Here is a 23,324-nt window from a genome sequence, read left to right as displayed (position 1 = left end):
CGGGCGACACGCCCGGGATGCGGGCTCGATTCGACGGGTGGGCCGGTGCCACGTAAAGTATTTCTTGTTCGCCCCAAAGGGAAGAGCGGAGAGGCGAGAGCCCCGCCCCCTCAAGTGGGAACACCCCCCAGATCGAGATCATCGACAGATGACCGCGTTCTGGATCGTCCGACCTCGAGTCAGGCTAGGGACCACTGAACCGGAGATGTCCGGGTCGAAGCGCCAGTCTGATGCGGGACTCGGCTGAAGGAAGTTGCCCTGTGGGCGAGGCTGAGAGGCTGAGCTGCAGGTGTGTCCGATCCTTGAGAACTCAACAGCGTGCACTTGTCAAATGCCAATTTTTTCCTCGTCCAGTCTTTTTGGCTGGTGAGTGAATTCCTTTGGATCAAAGTCCAATCCTTTTTGGGTTGGCGTATGGATGTCAGTTTGATATTCGTTTTTGGTCAGTTCGAACTCGCTGCATGATCGTTTTCCCGGTTGTGTATGCATTTTTTCTTTATGGAGAGTTTGATCCTGGCTCAGGATGAACGCTGGCGGCGTGCTTAACACATGCAAGTCGAACGGTGAAGCTCAGCTTGCTGGGTGGATCAGTGGCGAACGGGTGAGTAACACGTGAGCAACCTGCCCCTGACTCTGGGATAAGCGCTGGAAACGGCGTCTAATACCGGATATGCACCACGATCGCATGGTCTGTGGTGGGAAAGATTTTTTGGTTGGGGATGGGCTCGCGGCCTATCAGCTTGTTGGTGAGGTAATGGCTCACCAAGGCGTCGACGGGTAGCCGGCCTGAGAGGGTGACCGGCCACACTGGGACTGAGACACGGCCCAGACTCCTACGGGAGGCAGCAGTGGGGAATATTGCACAATGGGCGGAAGCCTGATGCAGCAACGCCGCGTGAGGGATGACGGCCTTCGGGTTGTAAACCTCTTTTAGCAGGGAAGAAGCAATTCGTGACGGTACCTGCAGAAAAAGCGCCGGCTAACTACGTGCCAGCAGCCGCGGTAATACGTAGGGCGCAAGCGTTATCCGGAATTATTGGGCGTAAAGAGCTCGTAGGCGGTTTGTCGCGTCTGCTGTGAAATCCCGAGGCTCAACCTCGGGTCTGCAGTGGGTACGGGCAGACTAGAGTGCGGTAGGGGAGATTGGAATTCCTGGTGTAGCGGTGGAATGCGCAGATATCAGGAGGAACACCGATGGCGAAGGCAGATCTCTGGGCCGTAACTGACGCTGAGGAGCGAAAGGGTGGGGAGCGAACAGGCTTAGATACCCTGGTAGTCCACCCCGTAAACGTTGGGAACTAGTTGTGGGGTCCATTCCACGGATTCCGTGACGCAGCTAACGCATTAAGTTCCCCGCCTGGGGAGTACGGCCGCAAGGCTAAAACTCAAAGGAATTGACGGGGACCCGCACAAGCGGCGGAGCATGCGGATTAATTCGATGCAACGCGAAGAACCTTACCAAGGCTTGACATACACCAGAACGCCGTAGAGATACGGAACTCTTTGGACACTGGTGAACAGGTGGTGCATGGTTGTCGTCAGCTCGTGTCGTGAGATGTTGGGTTAAGTCCCGCAACGAGCGCAACCCTCGTTCTATGTTGCCAGCACGTAATGGTGGGAACTCATGGGATACTGCCGGGGTCAACTCGGAGGAAGGTGGGGATGACGTCAAATCATCATGCCCCTTATGTCTTGGGCTTCACGCATGCTACAATGGCCGGTACAAAGGGCTGCAATACCGTGAGGTGGAGCGAATCCCAAAAAGCCGGTCCCAGTTCGGATTGAGGTCTGCAACTCGACCTCATGAAGTCGGAGTCGCTAGTAATCGCAGATCAGCAACGCTGCGGTGAATACGTTCCCGGGTCTTGTACACACCGCCCGTCAAGTCATGAAAGTCGGTAACACCTGAAGCCGGTGGCCCAACCCTTGTGGAGGGAGCTGTCGAAGGTGGGATCGGTAATTAGGACTAAGTCGTAACAAGGTAGCCGTACCGGAAGGTGCGGCTGGATCACCTCCTTTCTAAGGAGCATCTGGCAGTCATCGCCTTTTGGGGTGGTGGGTGTCCAGGCGCCGGATCAGACCGAATGTGTCTGCCGGTAGCTCATGGGTGGAACATTTGACGAGGCCTCTTCCTGGGGGTTTGGAGTTAGTACGCCATTTCGGTGGTTGGAAGGTTCTGGGCTCTGTTGGGTGGGGCGTGCACGCTGTTGGGTCCTGAGGGACCGGATGCGCATTGTCTTCGGATGGTGTGTTCCTTTCCTCTGGGCCCATTCTTGCTGCCGGTTTTTTTTGCTGGTTGTGGGGGTGGGTACCGCCCGTACTTTGAGAACTACACAGTGGACGCGAGCATCTTCGAACCAGGTCTTCGGGCTTGGTTCGTGAAAGATGATCTTAAAGATCATTAGTCAATTTCTGATTCCGGCCCTTTTGGGGTCGGGTCGGGTTTTTGATTCAACTCATGTGATTTCAAGTCTTTAAGAGCAAACGGTGGATGCCTTGGCATCTGGAGCCGAAGAAGGACGTAGCAATCTGCGATAAGCCTCGGGGAACTGATAAGCAAGTTTTGATCCGAGGGTGTCCGAATGGGGAAACCCCGCCAGGGCGCGTGCGTGCCTGGTGACTCCCGCCTGAATATATAGGGCGGGTAGAGGGAACGTGGGGAAGTGAAACATCTCAGTACCCACAGGAAGAGAAAGCAACCGCGATTCCGTTAGTAGTGGCGAGCGAAACCGGATCAGGCTAAACCCAGTGTGTGTGATATCCGGCAGGAGTTGCATGTTGGGGGTTGTGGGACTTTCCGTACTGTTCTGCCGAGCAGTGGACGTGATGCGTGTGTATAGGTGAACGGTCTTGAAAGGCCGGCCAGAGTGGGTGCCAGCCCCGTAACCGAAATGCGTGACGCAGCGTGGAGAGTATCCCAAGTAGCACGGGGCCCGAGAAATCCCGTGTGAATCTGTCAGGACCACCTGATAAGCCTAAATACTCCCAGATGACCGATAGCGGACAAGTACCGTGAGGGAAAGGTGAAAAGTACCCCGGGAGGGGAGTGAAATAGTACCTGAAACCGTTTGCTTACAAACCGTTGGAGCACCCCTGGTAGGTGTGACAGCGTGCCTTTTGAAGAATGAGCCTGCGAGTTAGCGATACGTGGCGAGGTTAACCCGTGTGGGGTAGCCGTAGCGAAAGCGAGTCTGAATAGGGCGATTCAGTCGCGTGTCCTAGACCCGAAGCGAAGTGATCTATCCATGGCCAGGCTGAAGCGACGGTAAGACGTCGTGGAGGGCCGAACCCACTTAGGTTGAAAACTGAGGGGATGAGCTGTGGATAGGGGTGAAAGGCCAATCAAACTTCGTGATAGCTGGTTCTCTCCGAAATGCATTTAGGTGCAGCGTTGCGTGTTTCTTGCCGGAGGTAGAGCTACTGGATGGCCGATGGGCCCGACCAGGTTACTGACGTCAGCCAAACTCCGAATGCCGGTAAGTGAGAGCGCAGCAGTGAGACTGTGGGGGATAAGCTTCATAGTCGAGAGGGAAACAACCCAGACCACCAACTAAGGTCCCTAAGCGCGTGCTAAGTGGGAAAGGATGTGGAGTTGCTCAGACAACCAGGAGGTTGGCTTAGAAGCAGCCACCCTTGAAAGAGTGCGTAATAGCTCACTGGTCAAGTGATTCCGCGCCGACAATGTAACGGGGCTCAAGCACGCCACCGAAGTTGTGGCATTGACATTATTGGTAGGCCTTCGTGGTCCAGCCGTGTTGATGGGTAGGAGAGCGTCGTGTCGCGAGTGAAGCGGCGGGGTGACCCAGCCGTGGACGCGACACGAGTGAGAATGCAGGCATGAGTAGCGAAAGACGTGTGAGAAACACGTCCTCCGAAAGACCAAGGGTTCCAGGGTCAAGCTAATCTTCCCTGGGTAAGTCGGGACCTAAGGCGAGGCCGACAGGCGTAGTCGATGGACAACGGGTTGATATTCCCGTACCGGCGAAGAACCGCCCCAATCAATCCAGTGGTGCTAAGAGTCCTAGCCGTCATGCAGCGGATCCCTTCGGGGTGAGGCGGTGGTGGTGAACGCTCGACCCCATGCTGGTGCGGTTAGCGTATTAACAGGTGTGACGCAGGAAGGTAGCCCATCCCGGGCGATGGTTGTCCCGGGGCAAGTGCGTAGGCCGAGTCGTAGGCAAATCCGCGACTCATACAGGCTGAGACACGATGCGGATGAAAAGTGGGTGATCCTATGCTGCCAAGAAAAGCATCGACGCGAGGTTCTAGCCGCCCGTACCCCAAACCGACTCAGGTGGTCAGGTAGAGAATACCAAGGAGATCGAGAGAATCGTGGTTAAGGAACTCGGCAAAATGCCCCCGTAACTTCGGGAGAAGGGGGGCCCTCCGCGTATTAGGACTTGCTCCGAAAGCGTGTGGGGGCCGCAGAGACTAGTGGGTAGCGACTGTTTACTAAAAACACAGGTCCGTGCCAAGTCGCAAGACGATGTATACGGACTGACGCCTGCCCGGTGCTGGAAGGTTAAGAGGACGGGTCAGCCGCAAGGCGAAGCTCAGAATTTAAGCCCCAGTAAACGGCGGTGGTAACTATAACCATCCTAAGGTAGCGAAATTCCTTGTCGGGTAAGTTCCGACCTGCACGAATGGCGTAACGACTTCCCAACTGTCTCAACCGCGAACTCGGCGAAATTGCATTACGAGTAAAGATGCTCGTTACGCGCAGCAGGACGGAAAGACCCCGTGACCTTTACTACAGCTTGGTATTGGTGTTCGGTGTGGCTTGTGTAGGATAGGTGGGAGACTATGAAGCGGACACGCCAGTGTTCGTGGAGTCATTGTTGAAATACCACTCTGGTCACTCTGGATATCTAACTTCGAACCGTGATCCGGTTCAGGGACAGTGCCTGGTGGGTAGTTTAACTGGGGCGGTTGCCTCCCAAAAAGTAACGGAGGCGCCCAAAGGTTCCCTCAACCTGGTTGGCAATCAGGTGGCGAGTGTAAGTGCACAAGGGAGCTTGACTGTGAGACTGACAGGTCGAGCAGGGACGAAAGTCGGGACTAGTGATCCGGCAGTGGCTTGTGGAAGCGCTGTCGCTCAACGGATAAAAGGTACCTCGGGGATAACAGGCTGATCTTGCCCAAGAGTCCATATCGACGGCATGGTTTGGCACCTCGATGTCGGCTCGTCGCATCCTGGGGCTGGAGTAGGTCCCAAGGGTTGGGCTGTTCGCCCATTAAAGCGGTACGCGAGCTGGGTTTAGAACGTCGTGAGACAGTTCGGTCCCTATCCGCTGCGCGCGTAGGAAGTTTGAGAGGATCTGACCCTAGTACGAGAGGACCGGGTTGGACGAACCTCTGGTGTGCCAGTTGTACTGCCAAGTGCACCGCTGGTTAGCTACGTTCGGGATGGATAACCGCTGAAAGCATCTAAGCGGGAAGCCGGCCTCAAGATGAGACTTCCATACCCTACGGGGTGAGAGGCTCCCAGCCAGACTACTGGGTTGATAGGCCAGATGTGGAAGCGCAGCAATGCGTGCAGCTGACTGGTACTAATAAGCCGATGACTTGATAACACACCGTTTATGGTGCTCGCGTCCACTGAGTGGTTCCCGATGTACGGTCGGGACACCGCAACAACAACATCTTTTGTTATTGCACACCGGAAACATCAATAGTGTTTCGGCGGCCATAGCGAGAGGGAAACGCCCGGTCCCATCCCGAACCCGGAAGCTAAGCCTCTCAGCGCCGATGGTACTGCAGGGGGACCCTGTGGGAGAGTAGGACACCGCCGGACTTCCATTACCGAAATGGCCACCCAACGCAGGGTGGCCATTTCGCGTTAACGCGCGTGCGTGCGGGCGGCGCCGCCGCCCCCGCACGCGCGCTCATCGCAGCATGCGGGCGGGTGCGCGCAGCACGGTGTCGAGCCATCGTGCGGCGACATCGACGGGTGGCAGCGGGTCGTGCTCGACCCACGCCGAGATCACCCCGAGTGCCGTGCCCGCGATTCCTGCGCCCACGACATCGAGCGGCACGTCTTCGAGCGCTCCGGTTGCATCCGCCCCGATCGTCTCGCGGACGACGAGTTCGACTCGTCGCCGCAGTCGTGCGGCGACGACCGCCGATCCGTGCGGTCCGAGCACGCGACGATAGAGCGCGATGTTGTCGGCGATGTGACGCAGGTACTCCTCGAGTTCCGGCGGCATGCCGACCTCCTCGCCCTGCGCCGCGGTCGCCCGCAGCGGCGCGGCCGCGGCATCCAGCACGGCTTCGAGGGCGTCGGCGAGCAGTGAGTCCTTGTCGCCGTAGTGCTGGTAGAAGCTGCTGCGATTCACCTCGGCGCGCTCGGTGATGTCGCCGATCGTGATCTCGTCGAGCGGGCGTTCGCCCGCGAGGTCGAGCAGCGCCTGCTGAAGGCGCTGACGGGTGCGCGCGACGCGGGGATCCATTCCGTGATTCTGCCAGGTTTCGCCTCTCCGACAACTGTCGGATAGGCTGTCGGTCGGCTCGACGGCGCGTCTGATCGTCCCCCGGTTCGAAAGGCATCCCCGTGGCGAATCTCCTCTTCCGCATCGGCAGCTTCGCGGCACGCCGCGCATGGACCGTAGTCCTCAGCTGGGTGACGATCCTGGTGCTCGCCGTCGGCGCTTTCCTCGCCTTCGGGGTGGGCTCGCCTCGAGCTTCAGCATTCCGGGCACCGAGACCGATCGGGTGAACCAGGCGCTCACCGACACCTTCCCCGACCTCACCGGCGCCACCGCGACCGTGGTCTTCTCGACCGAGGACGGCGCCGCCTTCACACCGGCCCAGGAGGACGCCATCGGCGACCTGCTCGGCGAGGTCGAAGACGTCGACGGGGTCGCGTCGGTGACCGATCCCTTCGCAACCGAGGCCGAGCGGGCGGCGCAGGCTCAGCAGCTCAGCGACGGTCGGGCGCAGCTCGCCGATGCCACCGCGCAGCTCGACGCGTCCGAGTCGCAGCTCGACGCCGCGCAGCAGCAGCTCGACGCGGGTCAGCAGCAGCTCGACGCGGCGATCGCCGACGCGCAGGCCGCCGGTTTCTTCACCCAGGCCGCCGCGCAGTTCGAGGCGCAGCAGGCGCAGCTCGACGCGAGCCGGGCCGAGCTCGATGCGGGTCGAACCCAGCTGGCCGATGGCCGCGCCGAGGTGGAGTCCCAGTCTGCGCAGCTGGAGGACGGCGAGCGACTGGTGGGCTTCGCGGAGGAGATCACGCTCGTCGCCGACGACAGCGCCACGGCGCTCGGCGCCATCTCGTTCGACGACACCATGTTCGATCTGCAGCAGTCGGTCAAGGACGACGTCACCGAGATCCTCGACGGCGCCGACATCGACGGCGTGAGCCTCGACTACTCGTCGACGATCACCGCGAGCACCGACGGGCTCGTCGGCCCGGGGGAGGTCATCGGCTTCCTCATCGCGGGGATCGTCCTGATCGTGATGATGCGCGCGCTGCTGCCCGCCGTCGCCCCGCTGATCAACTCGATCATCGGCGTCGGGGTGGGCGTGGTCGGCTCGCTCGCGTTCTCCGGGGTCGTCGACATGTCGTCGGTGACGCCGGTGCTCGGTGTGATGCTGGGGCTCGCGGTGGGCATCGACTACTCGCTGTTCATCCTCAACCGTCACCGCAAGCAGGTGCTGGCCGGGATGCCGGTGGAGGAGTCGGTCGGACTCGCCAACGGCACCGCCGGCAACGCGGTGGTCTTCGCCGGGTCGACCGTGATCATCGCGCTGGTGGCGCTGCTGGTCACCGGCATCCCGTTCCTCGGTGTGATGGGAGTGGTCGGTGCCGCGTGCGTGCTCGTGGCCGTTCTCGTGTCGGTGACCTTCACTCCGGCGATGCTCGGGCTCATGAAGCTCCGGGTCCTCGGCCGCCGGGCCCGCGCCGAGATCGGCCACCCGCACCACACCCGCAAGCCGCTGCGCGCCATGCGCACGCCGCGCGCGCTCGGCGCGGCGGCGCTCGCGATCGTGGGGCTGCTCGTGATCGCCATCCCCGCGCTGTCGATGCGTCTCGCTCTTCCCGACGGCTCGAGCGAGGCGACCGACACGACCCAGTACGGGGCCTTCAAGACGGTCGAAGCCGAATTCGGCGCGGGGCAGAACGGCCCGCTCCTCGTGGTCGCGGAGACTCCCGATGCGGTCGCCGATGACGACCAGCTCACGATGCAGGTGGAGATCGCCGGCGTGCTCGCCGAGCAGAACGACGTCGTCGCGGTGGCGCCGGTCGCCGTCTCGGACGACGGCACGGTGTTCGCGTTCCAGGTGGTGCCCGCCGACGGTCCGGTGAGCGAATCGACCGAGGCGCTGGTCGCCGAGCTGCGTGGCCTGTCGCCGCTGGAGGGAGACATCACCCTCGGCGTGGCCGGGCAGGCATCCGGCAACATCGACGTCTCCGAGAAGCTCGCCGATGCCCTTCCGATCTACCTCGCGGTGGTGGTGGGCCTGTCGCTGATCATCATGATCGTCGTGTTCCGGTCGCTGCTGGTCCCTCTCATCGCGACCGCCGGCTACGTGCTGTCGCTGTTCGCGGCGCTCGGTGCCGTGACCGCGATCTACCAGTGGGGCTGGCTCTCCTCCCTGTTCGGCGTGCACGACCCGGGGCCCGTGCTGAGCTTCGCGCCGATCATCATCATGGGAGTGCTGTTCGGCCTCGCGATGGACTACCAGCTGTTCCTCGTCTCGGGCATGCGCGAGGCGTACGTGCACAAGATCCCGGCGCGCGAAGCCGTCGTCGCCGGTGTGCGCGGCGGCCGCGCGGTCGTCACGGCCGCGGCGATCATCATGGCGGCGGTGTTCGGCGGCTTCGTGTTCAGCCATCTCGGCATGGTCCGCCCGCTCGGGTTCGGCCTCGCGATCGGCGTGCTCTTCGACGCGTTCGTGGTGCGCCTCGTGCTCGTGCCCGCTCTCATGCACCTGTTCGGGGATGCCGCCTGGTGGCTGCCCAAGTGGCTCGACCGCATCCTGCCCGACGTCGATGTGGAGGGCGCGGCGCTGGAGCGCTCACACCCGGTCCCGCACTGACGCGGTCGGCGCCGGCACCCCCGCCGGCGCCGAGCCGGCGTGCCTACGTCGCCGGAACCGCGCCGGGTGCGGCATCCACCGTCTTCTCCGCCTCGATGCGTGCCAGCGCCAGCCACGTGTCCACGACCGTGTCGGGGTTCAGCGACACCGAGGCGATGCCCTGCTCGACGAGCCAGACGGCGAGGTCGGGGTGGTCGCTGGGCCCCTGACCGCAGATGCCGACGTACTTGCCGTGCCGGCGGCACGCCTCGATCGCCATCGACAGCAGCTTCAGCACGGCCGGGTCGCGTTCGTCGAAGGTGGCGGCCACGAGCGACGAGTCGCGATCGAGCCCGAGCGTGAGCTGGGTCATGTCGTTCGATCCGATCGAGAAGCCGTCGAAGAACTCGAGGTAGTCGTCGGCCAGCAGCGCGTTGGTCGGCAGCTCGCACATCATGATGACCTTGAGGTCGTTGACGCCGCGCCGCAGTCCGTTCTCGGCGAGCAGCTCCACGACCGCGTGGCCCTCGCCGACGGTGCGCACGAACGGCACCATCACCTGCACGTTCGTGAGGCCCATCTCGTCGCGCACGTATCGCAGCGCCTCGCACTCCATGTCGAAGCAGGCCCGGAAGTCGGGGGAGATGTACCGCGACGCCCCGCGGTAGCCGATCATCGGGTTCTCCTCGTGCGGCTCGTAGAGTTCGCCGCCGATGAGGTTCGCGTACTCGTTCGACTTGAAATCGCTCATCCGCACGATGACCGGCTCCGGGGCGAAGGCCGCCGCGATCATCGACACGCCCTCCGCGACCCGCTTGACGAAGTAGTCGCGGGGCGACTCGTACGCGGCGATGCGATCGGCGACCTCGGCGCGCAGGTCGGCGGGGAGCGAGTCGAATTCGAGCAGCGCGCGGGGGTGGATGCCGATCTGACGGTTGATGATGAACTCGAGGCGTGCGAGGCCGACGCCGGCGTGGGGGAGGCGGGAGAAGGAGAACGCCTGATCCGGGGTGCCGACGTTCATCATGATCTTCACGGGCGCGGCGGGCATCGAGTCGAGGTGCGTCTCCTCCTCGGCGAAGTCGAGCAGGCCCGCGTAGACGAAGCCGGTGTCGCCCTCGGCGCACGAGACCGTGACCTCGTGGCCGTCGCGGAGGATCGCGGTGGCGTCTCCCGCACCGACGACGGCGGGGATGCCGAGCTCACGGGCGATGATCGCCGCGTGGCAGGTGCGCCCGCCGCGGTTGGTGACGATCGCGGCCGCGCGCTTCATGATCGGCTCCCAGTCCGGATCGGTCATGTCGGCGACGAGCACGTCGCCGGGCTGGAAGGCGCTCATCTGCGACACGTCGCTGAGCACACGCACGCGGCCGGCGCCGATGCGCTGCCCGATCGCACGACCGGCGACGACGACCTCTCCGCGCTCGTGCAGGCGGAACCGGCGGATCACGTTGGCCGAGGCCCGCGACACCACCGTCTCGGGGCGGGCCTGCAGAATGTAGAGCTGTCCGTCGACGCCGTCCTTGCCCCACTCGATGTCCATCGGGCGGCCGTAGTGGTCCTCGATGACCAGCGCCTGCTGCGCCAGGTCTTCGATGTCGGCATCCGTGATCGAGAACTGCCCGCGGTCGGCGACGTCGACATCGACGAACGCGGTGCTGGCGCCCGCCTCCCGGCTGTCGGTGTAGCGCATGGCGACGGCCTTCTCGCCCACGGACCGCTTGAGGATCGCGGGCCGGCCGGCCCGCAGCGCCGGCTTGGAGACGTAGAACTCGTCGGGATTCACCGCGCCCTGCACGACCGCCTCGCCCAGTCCGTACGAGCTGGTCACGAAGACGGCCTGGTCGAAGCCGGACTCGGTGTCGACGGTGAACATCACGCCCGAAGACCCCACGTCGGAGCGGACCATGCGCTGCACGCCGGCCGAGAGCGCGACCTCGGCGTGGTCGAACCCGTGGTGCACCCGGTAGGCGATGGCGCGGTCGTTGTAGAGCGACGCGAACACCCGCCGGACGGCGTCGAGGATGTTATCGACGCCTCCCACGTTGAGGAACGTCTCCTGCTGTCCCGCGAACGAGGCGTCGGGAAGATCCTCGGCGGTGGCGCTGGAGCGCACCGCCCAGGTGACGGTATCGGGCTCGGCGTCCTGGGCGACCAGTTCCGCGTACGCGGCCCGGATGTCGGTCTCGAGCTCCGGCGGAAGCGGGTGCTGCTCGATCCACGCGCGGATCTCCGTGCCGACGTGGGTCAGTGCCGCCACGTCGTCGACATCGAGCCGCGCGACAGCGTCCTCGATGCGGTCGGCGAGGCCATCGTGCGCGAGGAAGCGCCGGAACGCGTCGGCCGTCGTCGCGAATCCGCGGGGAACCCGCACCCCGAGGTCGGACAGATGCGAGACCATCTCGCCGAGCGAGGCGTTCTTGCCGCCGACCTGGGGGAGGTCGGCCATGCCGATGCGGTCGAACCACAGGATGTTGGTCACGGGAGTCTCCTTCGCGAGGTGGTGCGCGGGGGTGGGTGGATGCCGGCGGGTGCCGACGGTCAGGGCCGGACCTTCAGGGTCTGCAGGATCACGGCCGACATCTCCTCGACGCTCTTGGTCGATGAGTTCAGGAAGGGCACACGGGTGCGCCGGTACAGCTCCTCGGCGCGGCGCAGCTCGAGGGTGCACTGCGCGAGGCTCGAATAGGTGGAGTTCGGCCGGCGCTCGTGACGGACCTGGCTCAGGCGCAGCGGTGTGGTCGTCAGCCCGAAGCAGCGTGCGCCGTACGGCGCGACCAGGCGCGGGAGCCCGTCGGTGGGGAAGTCGTCGTCGGTGAGCGGGTAGTTCGCGACGAGGAGTCCGTACTGCAGGGCGAGGTACATCGTCGTCGGCGTCTTGCCGCACCGGCTCGGGGCGATGATGATGACGTCGGCGAGGTCGAGGGCGCGCGAACTCTGCCCGTCGTCGTGCTCGATCGCGTACTCGACCGCGCGCATGCGGGCGAAATAGCGCTCGGTGTCGCCGACGGTGTGGAACTGGCCGAGCTGCTCCGACGCGGTGGTGCCCAGGGCGCCTTCCAGATCGGTGAGATGGCCGCCGAGCAGGTCGATGCGGGTCGCGGGCGCGGCGGCCAGCACGCTGTCGACGGCGGCGTCCTTCGTCGTCGTGAACACGATCGGGGCGAGGCCGCGCCCGTGCGCCGCGGCGATGTCGCGCACGACGTTCGCCGCGCCCTCCGGCGAGTCGACGAACGGGATCGTGTGGCGCACGAAGGTGAAGCCGGGGAAGTTCGCGAGCAGGGCGTTGCCGAGCGTCTCGGCGGTGATGCCGGTGCTGTCGGACACGAAGTACGCCGCCCGCACCGGAGCTCGGTCGGCAGGGGTGCCGGCGGAGCCCGGAGCGAGCGGCGTGGAGGTCATGCCGTCGAACCTACGGCGAACTCATGCCCTTCTTCTGGCAGCGCGAGCCCGAAAGAAGGCCGCTTCTTAACGCTCGGATGAGAACACGGCGCCCCTGCAACGATTCAGAGCCGCGGTGTGCGCGGCGGCACGGTGCGGCGGGAGCCCGTCGCCTCGAAGCCGGCGGCGAGCTGCAGCAGCGCCGTGTCGTCGTACGCGCGACCCGCGAAGGTCAGGCCCACCGGCATCCCGATGTCGCTGAGCACACCCATCGGAACGGTCACGGTCGGGATGCCGAGATGGCGCAGGGCCAGGTTGCCGTTGGCGATCCAGGTGCCGTTGCGCCAGCCGAGATCCGCGGAGGCGGGGTTCACGTCCATGTCGGCGGGACCGATGTCGGCGACGGCGGGGAACACGACGGCATCGAGTCCGAGGCCGTCCATCCATTCCTCCAGGTCGACGCGGCGCGTCTGCTCGAGACCGTGCAGACCCGCTTCGAGTTCGGGGATGTCGGTCACCTCGCGCACCTCGGGATGACGGTGCACCCAGTCCGGATACTCGGCGATGTCGTCATCGAACCCGGTGTACCGGTCGGGGAGGGCACCCGGCGGGTGCGGGAAGATCGTCGCGCCATCGACCACGGTGAGCGTGTGCAGCGCGGGGTCGCCGTTCGCCGCGAGGAAGTCGTCCCACGCCCACGCCGACAGATCGACGATCTCGTGGTGCAGGTACTCCGGGGTGACCAGACCGCGTGTGGCGATCGTCGGGGCGCCGGGGCGGTCGCCTTCGTAGTTCGACACGACCGGGAAGTCGACCTCCACCACGGTGGCGCCGGCCGCCTCCAGGTCGCGGCGCGCGGCATCCCACAGCTCCACGACGCTCGCCCGGGTCTCGACGCGGCGACCGGTCGGGCCGCCGATGCCCGGATCATCGGCGGTGCCGGCCTCGGGATCGGCGTTGATGTACATGCGCGGGATGCCGATGCGGCGGTCCTGCAGCGCGGCGGCGCCTTCTCCGGCCAGCGCCGGGTAGGCGTCCGGGCGCACGGTGCTCGCGACGGGGATGGTCACCCACGGCTGGCGGCGCCAGAAGTCGCCGCGGGTGTCGTGGTCGTCGGCGACGATGACCTCGAGCACCTCGAGAAGGTCTGCCATCGTGCGGGTGTGCGGCACGACGACATCCATCGTGGGCACGAGCGGCCAGTTGCCGCGCACGGAGATCACCCCGCGCGAGGGCGTGTACGCGCACAGTCCGTTGTTCGAGGCGGGGCCGCGGCCGCTGGACCACGTCTCCTCGCCGAGGCCGAACGCCGCGAAGCTCGCCGCCGTCGCGGTGCCCGATCCGTTCGACGAGCCCGATGCGAAGGGCGCCGTGAGGTACTCGGCGTTGTAGGGGCTCTCGGCGCGGCCGTACACGCCGCGCTGCATGCCGCCGTTCGCCATCGGGGGCATGTTCGTCAGGCCCAGGCAGATCGCGCCGCCGCCGCGCAGGCGCTCGATGGTGAAGGCGTCGCGCTGCGCCACGAGGGCGGCGAACGCCGGCGAGCCCGACGCCGCGGTGAGCCCCTTCACGAGGTAGCTGTCCTTCGCGGTGTAGGGGATGCCGTCGAGCGGGCCGAGCGTGCGCCCGGCCGCGCGGCGGGCGTCGGACGCGGCCGCCTCGGCCCGCGCCTCGGGGTTGCGCACGACGATCGCGTTGAGTGCGGTCGCCGTGCCGGGTGCGTCATACGCGTCGATGCGCGCGAGGTAGGCCTCGACGAGGTCGACCGCGGTGGTGGTGCCCCCTTCGAGGGCTGCCCGCAGATCGGCGATCCCCATCTCTACGACGTCGATCATGCGGAGACCGCCTTCGGCTGCTGCTGGGTGATGCAGTGGATGCCGCCGCCCCGCGCGAAGATCTCGCGGGCGTCGACGGTGACCACGGTCCGACCGGGGTACGCCTCGGCGAGGATGTCCCGTGCGGCGGCGTCCGCCTTGTCCTCGCCGAAGCCGCAGGCGATGACACCGCCGTTGACGACGAGGTGGTTGATGTAGCTCCAGTCCACGAAACCTTCGTCGTCGCGCAGGGTGGCCGGTGCGGGGACGTCGATGATCTCGAGCGTGCGGCCGGCGGCATCCGTCTCGTCTTCGAGCAGCGCGCGCAGTTCGGCGGTCACCGCGTGGTCGGGATGCGCGGCGTCGGGCTGGCTGTGCAGCAGCAAGCGCCCGGGTGCGGCGAGGGTCGCGACGATGTCGACGTGACCGTTCGTGCCGAACTCGTCGTAATCGCGGGTGAGGCCGCGCGGCAGCCAGATCGCCTTGGTCGCCCCGAGGGTGCGCGCCATCTCGGCCTCCACGCGGGCGCGATCGGCGAACGGGTTGCGCCGGGGGTCCAGCTGCACGGTGTCGGTGAGCAGCACCGTGCCGTCGCCGTCGACGTGGATGCCGCCCCCTTCGTTCACGAGCGTCGAGCTCACCAGCTCGGCGCCCACGAGGCCGCTGATCGTGCGCGCGTGCTCGGCGGAGAGCTGCCATTGCGCCCACTCGGGCGCGCCCCAGCCGTTGAAGATCCAGTCGACGGCGCCCAGCACGCCCGGGCGCTCGTCGTCGACGACGAAGGTGGGGCCGTGGTCGCGCATCCAGAACTCGTCGACCGGGGTCTCGATCAGTTCGACGACCCCGCCGAGCAGGTCCTGCGCCCGGGCGGTCTCGCTCGGGTCGACGAGCATGGAGACCGGCTCGAATTCGGCCACGGCGCGAGCGACCGCGCTCCATGCGGCGTAGCCCGCCTCGCGGTCGGCCGCTCCCTCGCCGAGGGTCTGGCCCTCACGGGGGAAGGCCATCCAGGTGCGCTCGTGCGGGGCGGTCTCCGCCGGCATCCGCCAACCCATGTCGACTCCGATTCGTCCGGTACTGCTATTGAGCGGTTGATCAATACCGGACTCACGGTACAGAATCGAAGGCATGTCGTCAACAGCCGCGTCGCCGCGCACCCGCAAGCGCCCCGAGGAGCGCCGCGCCGAGCTCGAGCAGGCCGCTCGCGCCATCGCGCTCGAACAGGGCCTCGCCGCCGTGACCCTTCGGGCCGTCGCTGCGCGCGCCGGGGTGGCATCCGGGCTCGTCGCCCACTACGCGCCGAGCATGGACGATCTGGTCGCGCAGACCTTCGCAGCGATCGTGGGGGCCGAGCTCGCCGACATCCGCGCGCTGCTGGCCGACGTGCCGGAGCCAGGCGCCCGGATGTCGCTGCTGCTGGACACCCTTCTCGACGGCACTCGCGACGACGTCACGCTCGTGTGGGTGCAGGCGTGGGCGCTCGGCCGGGGGAGCGATGCGCTCGCCGCGGAGGTGCGCCGGCAGATGGATGCCTGGCAGCAGGCGATCGAGCAGATCGTGGTCGACGGCGCGGCCGCAGGGGTGTTCCATGACGTCGATGCCGGGGAGGCGGCCGCCCTCGCCTGGCAGATCCTCGCGATGGTCGACGGCCTGAACGCGCATTCGCTCGTGCGCTGGAGCGGAGTCGGCGACCGGCGCGACCTCACCCGGCGCGCGATCGCCGCGCTGCTGGGCGGCTGACGACGCTGATGTTCGGCGCGATGCTCGTGTGACTTCGAGCGCACGGTCTAGCCTCGACGTGATGACGAGTCTTCGCGGCGTGACAGCCGACCTCCTGACGTCCGCCGGTGCGGAGTTCCTCGCCGAGCGGCACCTCGCGACGCTGTCGACGATGGGACCGACCGGAGCCATCCACGTGGTCGCCGTCGGCTTCACCGTCGATGACGGCATCGTGCGGGTGATCACCAGCGACGGCAGCCAGAAGGTCCGCAACATCGAGCGGGACGCACGGGCGACGGTCGCCCAGGTGGCGGGCCCGCAGTGGATCAGCATCGCGGGACGGGCGAGCATCGAGCGGGATCCGGCCGCGGTCGCGCGGGCCGAGCGCCTCTACGCCCAGCGGTACCGGCCGCCGCGGGTGAATCCGCGCCGCGTCGTGATCCGTCTCGAGCCGGACACGGTGATGGGCTCGGCGGGGCTGTTCCGGCCGGCCGGCGCGGACTGATGTGCGCGGGATGCCGCACCCGCCGTATCACGGGGCGTGACTCGGCGCTCGTACGGGGCGGGAGGCATCCATGAACCTGCAGCGCTTCCGCGTGGCGACCTTCAACCTGTACAACCTGCAGCTGCCGGGCCGGCGCATGAACCCGGGCCAGCGGCCGTGGACCGACGGGGAGTTCGCCCGCAAGATCGCCTGGACTGCGGGGCGCCTGCGCGCCCTGGACGCCGACATCGTCGGGCTCCAGGAGCTGTGGCATCGCGACGCGGCCGCGGCGGTGCTCGAGGCGGCCGGCATGGCCGACGAGTACGACCTGGTCGCCGACGCCGCCGATGGAGGGCACATCGTCACGGCCGCGCTCGTGCGCAAGGGGCTCCTCGTGGGCGAAGCGGAGTGGATCGAGCGGTTCCCCGAGGCGCTCCGGTTGGAGTCCAACACCCCGCACGATCCGCAGGCACCCGGCATCCGGGTGTCGATCCCGCGGTTCGCGAGGCCCGTGCTGCGGCTGCGCGTCGCGCTGCGCGACGACCACCCGCACACCGAGGTGTACGTGGTGCACCTGAAGTCGAAGCTGCCCATCCGCATCGACACGGAGCCATGGTTCGAAGCCGATCCGGACGCGTACCGCTTCCACACGACCGCCATCGGGGCGGCGCTGGCGACGATCCAGCGCACCGCCGAGGCCACCGCGCTTCGGGTGCTGCTCACTCAGACCATGAAGGGCACGGTCACCCCCGTCATCGTGCTGGGCGACATCAACGACGGGCAGCACAGCAACACGGTGAACATCCTCACCGAGCAGCCGAACTACCTCGTCGGCGACTCAAGAGGGGGCGCCGACGTCGGCCTGTACACGGCGCAGACCCTGCAGGAGTACCGGGACACCCGCGACGTCTACTACACGCATGTGCACGACGATCTGCGGGAGTCGCTCGATCATGTCCTGGTCAGCGAACAGTTCTACGACAACAGCAAGAAGCGGCTGTGGCTGTTCGACGGCCTGTCGATCCAGAACGACCACCTCGACGACGAGGATCACCGGGATGCCGGCACCGGCGACCACGGGATCGTGGCCGTGCGCTTCGTCTATCGCCCGTATCGCGCGAGGTGAGCGCCCGCGCGCGGCGCGACACGCCCGGGATGCGGCCTGGATTGGACGAGTGCGCCGGATCGGCGTAATGTATTCCGAGTTCGCCCCAAACGGGAGACGGTGAGGCTGAAGCCCCGCCCCATCAAGCGGCGAACGAACCTCAGCTCGAAACCGACAGGCAGTCGCCCGGCGGTGAGCGGAGAAGGAAGTTGCCCTGTGGGCGAGGCTGAGAGGCTGAGCTGCAGGTGTGTCCGATCCTTGAGAACTCAACAGCGTGCACTTGTCAAATGCCAATTTTTTTCCTCGTCCAGTCTTTTTGGCTGGTGAGTGAATTCCTTTGGATCAAAGTCCAATCCTTTTTGGGTTGGCGTATGGATGTCAGTTTGATATTCGTTTTTGGTCAGTTCGAACTCGCTGCATGATCGTTTTCCCGGTTGTGTATGCATTTTTTCTTTATGGAGAGTTTGATCCTGGCTCAGGATGAACGCTGGCGGCGTGCTTAACACATGCAAGTCGAACGGTGAAGCTCAGCTTGCTGGGTGGATCAGTGGCGAACGGGTGAGTAACACGTGAGCAACCTGCCCCTGACTCTGGGATAAGCGCTGGAAACGGCGTCTAATACCGGATATGCACCACGATCGCATGGTCTGTGGTGGGAAAGATTTTTTGGTTGGGGATGGGCTCGCGGCCTATCAGCTTGTTGGTGAGGTAATGGCTCACCAAGGCGTCGACGGGTAGCCGGCCTGAGAGGGTGACCGGCCACACTGGGACTGAGACACGGCCCAGACTCCTACGGGAGGCAGCAGTGGGGAATATTGCACAATGGGCGGAAGCCTGATGCAGCAACGCCGCGTGAGGGATGACGGCCTTCGGGTTGTAAACCTCTTTTAGCAGGGAAGAAGCAATTCGTGACGGTACCTGCAGAAAAAGCGCCGGCTAACTACGTGCCAGCAGCCGCGGTAATACGTAGGGCGCAAGCGTTATCCGGAATTATTGGGCGTAAAGAGCTCGTAGGCGGTTTGTCGCGTCTGCTGTGAAATCCCGAGGCTCAACCTCGGGTCTGCAGTGGGTACGGGCAGACTAGAGTGCGGTAGGGGAGATTGGAATTCCTGGTGTAGCGGTGGAATGCGCAGATATCAGGAGGAACACCGATGGCGAAGGCAGATCTCTGGGCCGTAACTGACGCTGAGGAGCGAAAGGGTGGGGAGCGAACAGGCTTAGATACCCTGGTAGTCCACCCCGTAAACGTTGGGAACTAGTTGTGGGGTCCATTCCACGGATTCCGTGACGCAGCTAACGCATTAAGTTCCCCGCCTGGGGAGTACGGCCGCAAGGCTAAAACTCAAAGGAATTGACGGGGACCCGCACAAGCGGCGGAGCATGCGGATTAATTCGATGCAACGCGAAGAACCTTACCAAGGCTTGACATACACCAGAACGCCGTAGAGATACGGAACTCTTTGGACACTGGTGAACAGGTGGTGCATGGTTGTCGTCAGCTCGTGTCGTGAGATGTTGGGTTAAGTCCCGCAACGAGCGCAACCCTCGTTCTATGTTGCCAGCACGTAATGGTGGGAACTCATGGGATACTGCCGGGGTCAACTCGGAGGAAGGTGGGGATGACGTCAAATCATCATGCCCCTTATGTCTTGGGCTTCACGCATGCTACAATGGCCGGTACAAAGGGCTGCAATACCGTGAGGTGGAGCGAATCCCAAAAAGCCGGTCCCAGTTCGGATTGAGGTCTGCAACTCGACCTCATGAAGTCGGAGTCGCTAGTAATCGCAGATCAGCAACGCTGCGGTGAATACGTTCCCGGGTCTTGTACACACCGCCCGTCAAGTCATGAAAGTCGGTAACACCTGAAGCCGGTGGCCCAACCCTTGTGGAGGGAGCTGTCGAAGGTGGGATCGGTAATTAGGACTAAGTCGTAACAAGGTAGCCGTACCGGAAGGTGCGGCTGGATCACCTCCTTTCTAAGGAGCATCTGGCAGTCATCGCCTTTTGGGGTGGTGGGTGTCCAGGCGCCGGATCAGACCGAATGTGTCTGCCGGTAGCTCATGGGTGGAACATTTGACGAGGCCTCTTCCTGGGGGGTTTGGAGTTAGTACGCCATTTCGGTGGTTGGAAGGTTCTGGGCTCTGTTGGGTGGGGCGTGCACGCTGTTGGGTCCTGAGGGACCGGATGCGCATTGTCTTCGGATGGTGTGTTCCTTTCCTCTGGGCCCATTCTTGCTGCCGGTTTTTTTTGCTGGTTGTGGGGGTGGGTACCGCCCGTACTTTGAGAACTACACAGTGGACGCGAGCATCTTCGAACCAGGTCTTCGGGCTTGGTTCGTGAAAGATGATCTTAAAGATCATTAGTCAATTTCTGATTCCGGCCCTTTTGGGGTCGGGTCGGGTTTTTGATTCAACTCATGTGATTTCAAGTCTTTAAGAGCAAACGGTGGATGCCTTGGCATCTGGAGCCGAAGAAGGACGTAGCAATCTGCGATAAGCCTCGGGGAACTGATAAGCAAGTTTTGATCCGAGGGTGTCCGAATGGGGAAACCCCGCCAGGGCGCGTGCGTGCCTGGTGACTCCCGCCTGAATATATAGGGCGGGTAGAGGGAACGTGGGGAAGTGAAACATCTCAGTACCCACAGGAAGAGAAAGCAACCGCGATTCCGTTAGTAGTGGCGAGCGAAACCGGATCAGGCTAAACCCAGTGTGTGTGATATCCGGCAGGAGTTGCATGTTGGGGGTTGTGGGACTTTCCGTACTGTTCTGCCGAGCAGTGGACGTGATGCGTGTGTATAGGTGAACGGTCTTGAAAGGCCGGCCAGAGTGGGTGCCAGCCCCGTAACCGAAATGCGTGACGCAGCGTGGAGAGTATCCCAAGTAGCACGGGGCCCGAGAAATCCCGTGTGAATCTGTCAGGACCACCTGATAAGCCTAAATACTCCCAGATGACCGATAGCGGACAAGTACCGTGAGGGAAAGGTGAAAAGTACCCCGGGAGGGGAGTGAAATAGTACCTGAAACCGTTTGCTTACAAACCGTTGGAGCACCCCTGGTAGGTGTGACAGCGTGCCTTTTGAAGAATGAGCCTGCGAGTTAGCGATACGTGGCGAGGTTAACCCGTGTGGGGTAGCCGTAGCGAAAGCGAGTCTGAATAGGGCGATTCAGTCGCGTGTCCTAGACCCGAAGCGAAGTGATCTATCCATGGCCAGGCTGAAGCGACGGTAAGACGTCGTGGAGGGCCGAACCCACTTAGGTTGAAAACTGAGGGGATGAGCTGTGGATAGGGGTGAAAGGCCAATCAAACTTCGTGATAGCTGGTTCTCTCCGAAATGCATTTAGGTGCAGCGTTGCGTGTTTCTTGCCGGAGGTAGAGCTACTGGATGGCCGATGGGCCCGACCAGGTTACTGACGTCAGCCAAACTCCGAATGCCGGTAAGTGAGAGCGCAGCAGTGAGACTGTGGGGGATAAGCTTCATAGTCGAGAGGGAAACAACCCAGACCACCAACTAAGGTCCCTAAGCGCGTGCTAAGTGGGAAAGGATGTGGAGTTGCTCAGACAACCAGGAGGTTGGCTTAGAAGCAGCCACCCTTGAAAGAGTGCGTAATAGCTCACTGGTCAAGTGATTCCGCGCCGACAATGTAACGGGGCTCAAGCACGCCACCGAAGTTGTGGCATTGACATTATTGGTAGGCCTTCGTGGTCCAGCCGTGTTGATGGGTAGGAGAGCGTCGTGTCGCGAGTGAAGCGGCGGGGTGACCCAGCCGTGGACGCGACACGAGTGAGAATGCAGGCATGAGTAGCGAAAGACGTGTGAGAAACACGTCCTCCGAAAGACCAAGGGTTCCAGGGTCAAGCTAATCTTCCCTGGGTAAGTCGGGACCTAAGGCGAGGCCGACAGGCGTAGTCGATGGACAACGGGTTGATATTCCCGTACCGGCGAAGAACCGCCCCAATCAATCCAGTGGTGCTAAGAGTCCTAGCCGTCATGCAGCGGATCCCTTCGGGGTGAGGCGGTGGTGGTGAACGCTCGACCCCATGCTGGTGCGGTTAGCGTATTAACAGGTGTGACGCAGGAAGGTAGCCCATCCCGGGCGATGGTTGTCCCGGGGCAAGTGCGTAGGCCGAGTCGTAGGCAAATCCGCGACTCATACAGGCTGAGACACGATGCGGATGAAAAGTGGGTGATCCTATGCTGCCAAGAAAAGCATCGACGCGAGGTTCTAGCCGCCCGTACCCCAAACCGACTCAGGTGGTCAGGTAGAGAATACCAAGGAGATCGAGAGAATCGTGGTTAAGGAACTCGGCAAAATGCCCCCGTAACTTCGGGAGAAGGGGGGCCCTCCGCGTATTAGGACTTGCTCCGAAAGCGTGTGGGGGCCGCAGAGACTAGTGGGTAGCGACTGTTTACTAAAAACACAGGTCCGTGCCAAGTCGCAAGACGATGTATACGGACTGACGCCTGCCCGGTGCTGGAAGGTTAAGAGGACGGGTCAGCCGCAAGGCGAAGCTCAGAATTTAAGCCCCAGTAAACGGCGGTGGTAACTATAACCATCCTAAGGTAGCGAAATTCCTTGTCGGGTAAGTTCCGACCTGCACGAATGGCGTAACGACTTCCCAACTGTCTCAACCGCGAACTCGGCGAAATTGCATTACGAGTAAAGATGCTCGTTACGCGCAGCAGGACGGAAAGACCCCGTGACCTTTACTACAGCTTGGTATTGGTGTTCGGTGTGGCTTGTGTAGGATAGGTGGGAGACTATGAAGCGGACACGCCAGTGTTCGTGGAGTCATTGTTGAAATACCACTCTGGTCACTCTGGATATCTAACTTCGAACCGTGATCCGGTTCAGGGACAGTGCCTGGTGGGTAGTTTAACTGGGGCGGTTGCCTCCCAAAAAGTAACGGAGGCGCCCAAAGGTTCCCTCAACCTGGTTGGCAATCAGGTGGCGAGTGTAAGTGCACAAGGGAGCTTGACTGTGAGACTGACAGGTCGAGCAGGGACGAAAGTCGGGACTAGTGATCCGGCAGTGGCTTGTGGAAGCGCTGTCGCTCAACGGATAAAAGGTACCTCGGGGATAACAGGCTGATCTTGCCCAAGAGTCCATATCGACGGCATGGTTTGGCACCTCGATGTCGGCTCGTCGCATCCTGGGGCTGGAGTAGGTCCCAAGGGTTGGGCTGTTCGCCCATTAAAGCGGTACGCGAGCTGGGTTTAGAACGTCGTGAGACAGTTCGGTCCCTATCCGCTGCGCGCGTAGGAAGTTTGAGAGGATCTGACCCTAGTACGAGAGGACCGGGTTGGACGAACCTCTGGTGTGCCAGTTGTACTGCCAAGTGCACCGCTGGTTAGCTACGTTCGGGATGGATAACCGCTGAAAGCATCTAAGCGGGAAGCCGGCCTCAAGATGAGACTTCCATACCCTACGGGGTGAGAGGCTCCCAGCCAGACTACTGGGTTGATAGGCCAGATGTGGAAGCGCAGCAATGCGTGCAGCTGACTGGTACTAATAAGCCGATGACTTGATAACACACCGTTTATGGTGCTCGCGTCCACTGAGTGGTTCCCGATGTACGGTCGGGACACCGCAACAACAACATCTTTTGTTATTGCACACCGGAAACATCAATAGTGTTTCGGCGGCCATAGCGAGAGGGAAACGCCCGGTCCCATCCCGAACCCGGAAGCTAAGCCTCTCAGCGCCGATGGTACTGCAGGGGGGACCCTGTGGGAGAGTAGGACACCGCCGGACTTCCATTACCGAAATGGCCACCCAACGCAGGGTGGCCATTTCGCGTT

9 protein-coding genes and 6 rRNA genes are annotated in these 23,324 nt (G+C 63.3%); 10 read left to right on the top strand and 5 right to left on the bottom strand.

Going from position 1 to position 23,324, the window contains the following annotated elements:
• Positions 1-495 precede the first annotated feature (495 nt).
• From HQM25_RS14595 to rrf (HQM25_RS14585), 3 genes are all read left to right on the top strand, one after another.
• Positions 496-2,019 (top strand): 16S ribosomal RNA (locus HQM25_RS14595).
• Between the two features lie 445 nt (positions 2,020-2,464).
• Positions 2,465-5,573: ribosomal RNA gene (locus HQM25_RS14590) — 23S ribosomal RNA — on the top strand.
• Positions 5,574-5,678: 105 nt separating this feature from the next.
• Positions 5,679-5,794, top strand: a 5S ribosomal RNA gene (gene rrf / locus HQM25_RS14585).
• The 16S, 23S and 5S rRNA genes sit together here, the layout of an rRNA operon.
• A 91-nt stretch (positions 5,795-5,885) precedes the next feature.
• Here the strand turns inward: rrf (HQM25_RS14585) and HQM25_RS14580 are convergent.
• Positions 5,886-6,449 carry a TetR/AcrR family transcriptional regulator gene (locus HQM25_RS14580; protein WP_172990888.1) on the bottom strand — a complete coding sequence of 188 codons (564 nt, stop codon included), beginning with the start codon at positions 6,447-6,449 and terminating at the stop codon, positions 5,886-5,888.
• A 262-nt stretch (positions 6,450-6,711) separates the two neighbouring features.
• Here HQM25_RS14580 and HQM25_RS14575 point away from each other — a divergent pair, with 262 nt between their 5' ends.
• Positions 6,712-9,042, top strand: a complete 2,331-nt coding sequence (locus HQM25_RS14575) for an MMPL family transporter (RefSeq protein ID WP_254359374.1) — start codon at positions 6,712-6,714, stop codon at positions 9,040-9,042.
• A 43-nt stretch (positions 9,043-9,085) separates the two neighbouring features.
• On the opposite strand, the gene ppsA is transcribed toward HQM25_RS14575, so the two are convergent.
• The 4 genes from ppsA to HQM25_RS14555 all read right to left on the bottom strand — a co-directional run bounded on the left by ppsA (position 9,086) and on the right by HQM25_RS14555 (position 15,271).
• Entirely contained in the window at positions 9,086-11,470 is a 2,385-nt protein-coding gene (gene ppsA / locus HQM25_RS14570) for a phosphoenolpyruvate synthase (RefSeq protein WP_254359703.1), read from the bottom strand.
• Positions 11,471-11,562: 92 nt separating this feature from the next.
• Positions 11,563-12,423: a pyruvate, water dikinase regulatory protein gene (locus HQM25_RS14565; RefSeq protein WP_172990886.1), complete on the bottom strand. Its 861-nt coding sequence runs from the start codon at positions 12,421-12,423 to the stop codon at positions 11,563-11,565.
• A gap of 104 nt (positions 12,424-12,527) precedes the next feature.
• Positions 12,528-14,237 carry an amidase gene (locus HQM25_RS14560; RefSeq protein WP_172990885.1) on the bottom strand — a complete coding sequence of 570 codons (1,710 nt, stop codon included), beginning with the start codon at positions 14,235-14,237 and terminating at the stop codon, positions 12,528-12,530.
• A complete protein-coding gene (locus HQM25_RS14555; RefSeq protein WP_172990884.1) occupies positions 14,234-15,271 on the bottom strand; it encodes an agmatine deiminase family protein in 1,038 nt (345 codons plus the stop codon). Before HQM25_RS14555 ends, HQM25_RS14560 begins: the two co-directional genes overlap by 4 nt.
• A 73-nt stretch (positions 15,272-15,344) precedes the next feature.
• On the opposite strand from HQM25_RS14555, the gene HQM25_RS14550 reads away from it, so the two are divergent.
• The 6 genes from HQM25_RS14550 (at position 15,345) to rrf (HQM25_RS14525) (ending at position 23,277) form a co-directional block, all read left to right on the top strand.
• A complete protein-coding gene (locus HQM25_RS14550; protein WP_172990883.1) occupies positions 15,345-15,956 on the top strand; it encodes a TetR/AcrR family transcriptional regulator in 612 nt (203 codons plus the stop codon).
• A gap of 61 nt (positions 15,957-16,017) precedes the next feature.
• Positions 16,018-16,440 (top strand): pyridoxamine 5'-phosphate oxidase family protein, encoded by a 423-nt coding sequence (locus HQM25_RS14545; protein ID WP_172990882.1) that lies wholly within the window; start codon positions 16,018-16,020, stop codon positions 16,438-16,440.
• 70 nt (positions 16,441-16,510) lie between these two features.
• Positions 16,511-17,545, top strand: coding sequence for an endonuclease/exonuclease/phosphatase family protein (locus tag HQM25_RS14540; RefSeq protein ID WP_172990881.1), 1,035 nt, complete (start codon positions 16,511-16,513; stop codon positions 17,543-17,545).
• A 431-nt stretch (positions 17,546-17,976) separates the two neighbouring features.
• A 16S ribosomal RNA gene (locus HQM25_RS14535) occupies positions 17,977-19,500 on the top strand.
• Positions 19,501-19,946: 446 nt separating this feature from the next.
• Positions 19,947-23,055, top strand: a 23S ribosomal RNA gene (locus HQM25_RS14530).
• 105 nt (positions 23,056-23,160) lie between these two features.
• Positions 23,161-23,277, top strand: a 5S ribosomal RNA gene (rrf, locus tag HQM25_RS14525).
• The last annotated feature ends 47 nt before the right edge of the window (positions 23,278-23,324 follow it).

This window comes from Microbacterium hominis (assembly GCF_013282805.1).
GTDB classification, from domain to species: domain Bacteria; phylum Actinomycetota; class Actinomycetes; order Actinomycetales; family Microbacteriaceae; genus Microbacterium; species Microbacterium hominis_B.
The sequence above is the reverse complement of the archived record's forward strand: the minus strand, read 5'-3'. Positions and strand labels throughout refer to the sequence as shown.

Coding starts and splice junctions, on each gene's coding strand:
- HQM25_RS14580 (WP_172990888.1), bottom strand. CDS start 6,449: ATGGATCCCCGCGTCGCGCGCACCCGTCAGCGCCTTCAGCAGGCGCTG.
- ppsA (WP_254359703.1), bottom strand. CDS start 11,470: ATGGCCGACCTCCCCCAGGTCGGCGGCAAGAACGCCTCGCTCGGCGAG.
- HQM25_RS14565 (WP_172990886.1), bottom strand. CDS start 12,423: ATGACCTCCACGCCGCTCGCTCCGGGCTCCGCCGGCACCCCTGCCGAC.
- HQM25_RS14560 (WP_172990885.1), bottom strand. CDS start 14,237: ATGATCGACGTCGTAGAGATGGGGATCGCCGATCTGCGGGCAGCCCTC.
- HQM25_RS14555 (WP_172990884.1), bottom strand. CDS start 15,271: ATGGGTTGGCGGATGCCGGCGGAGACCGCCCCGCACGAGCGCACCTGG.
- HQM25_RS14550 (WP_172990883.1), top strand. CDS start 15,345: ATGTCGTCAACAGCCGCGTCGCCGCGCACCCGCAAGCGCCCCGAGGAG.
- HQM25_RS14545 (WP_172990882.1), top strand. CDS start 16,018: ATGACGAGTCTTCGCGGCGTGACAGCCGACCTCCTGACGTCCGCCGGT.
- HQM25_RS14540 (WP_172990881.1), top strand. CDS start 16,511: ATGAACCTGCAGCGCTTCCGCGTGGCGACCTTCAACCTGTACAACCTG.